Annotated in this window: 1 protein-coding gene; it reads left to right on the top strand. The window is 67.1% G+C overall.

Translation table 11 applies throughout. From position 1 onward, the window contains the following. A partial coding sequence (locus tag QOI01_RS29670) for an amino acid adenylation domain-containing protein (protein ID WP_526386737.1) occupies positions 1-4,047 on the top strand: 4,047 nt, incomplete at both ends.

Genomic DNA, 4,047 nt, shown 5'->3' on the forward strand with positions numbered 1-4,047 from the left:
AGTACCCCGTGGCGCTGGCCGTTGGCGACCTGTCCTGGGCACAGGTGGTGGCTGGCGAGGCCGCCCTTGGCCCAGTGATCAAGGACGTCAAGGAACAGCTTCGCGGAGTGCCCGACGGACTGACCTATGGTCTGCTGCGCTATCTGAATCCCGACGTGGACTTGGGCGGGTCGGATCCGACGATCGGATTCAACTACCTCGGCCGTCTCGGTGCGGGCGCGGGCGACCTGTCCGATGAGCTGTGGCGGATCAGCCAGGACGGTTTGTCGCTGACGGACGTGGCGTCGGCGGTGGGCACGCCGTTGGCGCACACCGTGGAACTCAACGCAGGCACCATGGACACCGATGCCGGCCCTCAACTGCAGGCCGCCTGGGCGTGGGCGCCCTCGACGGTCGATCAAACCCAGGTGCAGCGGCTGAGCCAGCTGTGGTTCGACGCCTTGGCCGGTATCTGCGCCCATGTGCAACACGGCGGAGGCGGGCTGACCCCTTCGGACCTTTCGCCGGCCCGGCTCAGCCAGCAGCAGGTCGACGAGCTGCAGCAGCAGTACGACATCGCCGACGTCCTGCCGCTGACCCCCCTGCAACAGGGGCTCCTGTTCCAAGCCAGCTTCGTCGAGGGCCCCGGCGACGATGTGTATGCGGTGCAGCTCGGGACCACCGTGACCGGTGCCTTAGATCCTCACCGGCTGCGTGATGCGGTGCACACCGTGGTCGCCCGCCATCCCAATTTGGCGGCAAGGTTCGACGAACAGTTCGGCGAGCCGGTGCAGATCATCCCCGCCGAACCCGAAATAGCCTGGCAATACCTCGAACTCGACGTCGACGAGCAGATCGAGCAGCTCTGCGCCGCCGAGCGCACGGCGGTCTGCGATCTGGCCGCCCGGCCGACCTTCCGCGCCGCGTTGGTCCGTACCGCCGGCAACCGGCACCGGTTCGTGATGACCATTCACCACATCGTGATCGACGGCTGGTCTCTCCCGATCCTCCTGCAGGAGATCTTCGCCAGCTATTACGGACACCGTCTGCCCGCGGCCGCGCCGTATCGCAACTTCGTCAGCTGGCTCGCCAGTCAGGATCGCGGCGCCGCCCAAGCGGCGTGGCGCGAGGTGTTCGACGGTTTCGACACCCCGACCCTCGTCGGTGCTCCCGCTCAGGCAGGGCGGCGAAGCATCGAGTCCTTTTCCGTGCCCGAGCACACCACGCAGGCTCTCACCGAGCTGGCGCGTTCGCACCACACCACCGTCAACACGGTGTTGCAGGCTGCGTGGGCGCAGACGCTGACCTGGTTGACGGGCCAGCATGACGTGGCCTTCGGCACCGCGGTTTCTGGCCGGCCGACCGACATGGTCGGCGCGGAGTCAATGGTGGGCCTGTTGATCAACACGGTGCCGGTCCGGGCGAACATCACCGCGGCGACCACCGTCGCCGAGCTGTTGAACCATCTGCAGGGCGCCCACAACGACACCGTCGAGCACGAGCACCTGGCGCTCGGCGAAATTCATCGCGTCACCGGCCACGAACGACTGTTCGACACCCTCTTCGTCTACGAGAACTATCCGATCGACTCCGGCGCACTGTTGGGTGCGCAGGACCTGGCGATCACCGAGTTCACCAGCCGCGAGTACAACCACTACCCGCTGTCGGTGGTGGCCATGCCGGGTAAAGAGCTGGGCCTGCGCGTCGAATACGACACCGACGTCTTCGACGCCGCCGATGTCGAGACACTGGTCGATCGGTTGCAGCAGGTGTTGGCTGTGATGCCCACCGATCCCACCCGGCGGTTGTCGTCCATCGATCTGCTCAATTCCGTCGAGCACGACCGCCTTGATGAATGGGGCAACCGGACGGTCTTGACCCGGTCGGCGACCACCCCGACGTCGATTCCGGAGTTGTTCGCCGCGCAGGTGGCCCGCGCCCCTGAGGCGGTGGCGATCAGCTGTAGTGAGCGGTCGTGGACCTACCGTGAGCTCGACGAGGCCTCCAACCGGTTGGCGAACCTCTTGTCCAGTCATGGCGCGGGCCCGGGTGAGCGGGTGGCGCTGCTGCTTCCACGCACCGCTGAGGCGATCGCGGCGATCCTCGCGGTGATCAAGACCGGTGCTGCGTATCTGCCGATCGACCCCGCGCATCCCGATGCGCGGGTCGAGTTCGTGCTCAACGATGCCACGCCGATCGCGGCGATCACCACGGCGGACCTGCGCTCGCGGCTGGACGGGTCTGACCTGCTCGTCATCGACGTCGACGACCCTGCCGTCGACTCCCAACCGAGCACCGCATTGCCGGTGCCGGCTCCGGATGACATCGCGTACATCATCTACACCTCGGGCACCACCGGCGCTCCCAAGGGGGTGGCGGTCACCCAGCGCAACGTCACCCGGCTGCTGGAGTCACTTGATGCCGAACTGGCGCTGGGGCAGGTCTGGACGCAGTGTCATTCCTTGGCCTTCGACTACTCGGTGTGGGAGATCTGGGGTGCGCTTCTGTATGGCGGACGGCTGCTGGTCGTGCCCGATTCGGTGGTTCGCTCGCCGGAAGATCTCCATGCGCTGATGGTCACCGAACAGGTCAGCGTCCTGAGCCAGACCCCGTCGGCGTTCTACGCCCTGCAGACTGCCGACGCGCTACAGCCCGAGCTGGGTCGGCAGCTGAAGCTTCAGACTGTGGTGTTTGGCGGCGAAGCGCTTGAACCGCAACGTCTTGCGACTTGGCTGCACAGCCACCCGGGACTGCCGCGCATGATCAACATGTACGGCATCACCGAGACGACCGTGCACGCGTCGTTCCGGGAGATCGGCGAAGCGGATGTCGACGGCAATGCGAGCCCCATCGGCGTCCCATTGGAGCACCTCGCCTTCTTCGTACTGGATGGGTGGATGCGGCAGGTGGCTGTCGGTGTCGTCGGCGAGCTGTACGTGGCCGGTGCCGGGCTGGCGTGTGGATACCTGGGCCGGTCGGATTTGACGTCGACGCGATTCGTGGCGTGCCCCTTCGGGGAGCCCGGTGCGCGGATGTATCGCACCGGGGATCTGGTGCGGTGGGGTGCTGACGGGCAGCTGCGGTACGTGGGGCGTGCTGACAAGCAGGTCAAGATCCGCGGCTATCGCATCGAGCTGGGTGAGGTTCACGCAGCGCTGGCCGGTTTGGACGGCGTGGATCAGGCGGTCGTGATCGCCCGCGAGGATCGTCCCGGCGACAAGCGGCTGGTGGGTTACGTCACGGGTGTGGTCGACCCGGTCACGGCGCGCACGAAGCTCGCCGAGCGCCTACCGACCTACATGGTCCCGTCCGCGGTGGTGGTGTTGGACGCGCTGCCGTTGACGGTCAACGGCAAGCTCGACACCCGCGCTCTGCCGCCACCGGAATACCAGGACGCCGATCAGTACCGCGCCCCAGTAGACGTGGTCGAGGAGATCCTCGCCGGCATCTACGCCCAGGTTCTCGGCGTCGAGCGGGTCGGAGTGGACGACTCGTTCTTCGACCTGGGCGGGGACAGCATCCTGTCGATGCAGGTGGTGGCGCGGGCCCGTGCAGCCGGTCTGCTGTGCCGGCCGCGCGACGTCTTCGTCGAGCAGACCGTGGCCCGACTGGCCCAGGTAGCCGTCTTCACCGGCGGTGAGACCGCCGAGGTCGATCAGGGCATCGGGCCGGTGGTGGCCACCCCGATCATGCGCTGGCTGCACGACGTCGACGGACCGATCGACCAGTTCAACCAGGCGGTGGAGGTGCAGGCCCCCGCGGGAGTCACCGATGCCGACGTGGTGGTGGTGTTGCAATCGCTGCTGGATCGGCATGCGACGCTGCGGCTGCGCGTCGAGGACGACGGTGCAGGCGGCTGGTCGCCGACGGTGCCCGAGGTGGGGTCGGTGGACGCCCGGGATTGCCTGCAGGCAATCGATGTGTTGTCCGATGACGCGCTGGTGGCGGCGCGGTCGCGGTTGAACCCTGCCGCGGGGGCGTTGCTCAGCGCGCTGTGGGTGCCCGACACCGGCCAGCTGGTGTTGATCATTCACCATCTGGCGGTGGACGCGGTGTCGTGGCGAATTC

This window comes from Mycobacterium sp., assembly GCF_032162605.1.
Taxonomy (GTDB): domain Bacteria; phylum Actinomycetota; class Actinomycetes; order Mycobacteriales; family Mycobacteriaceae; genus Mycobacterium.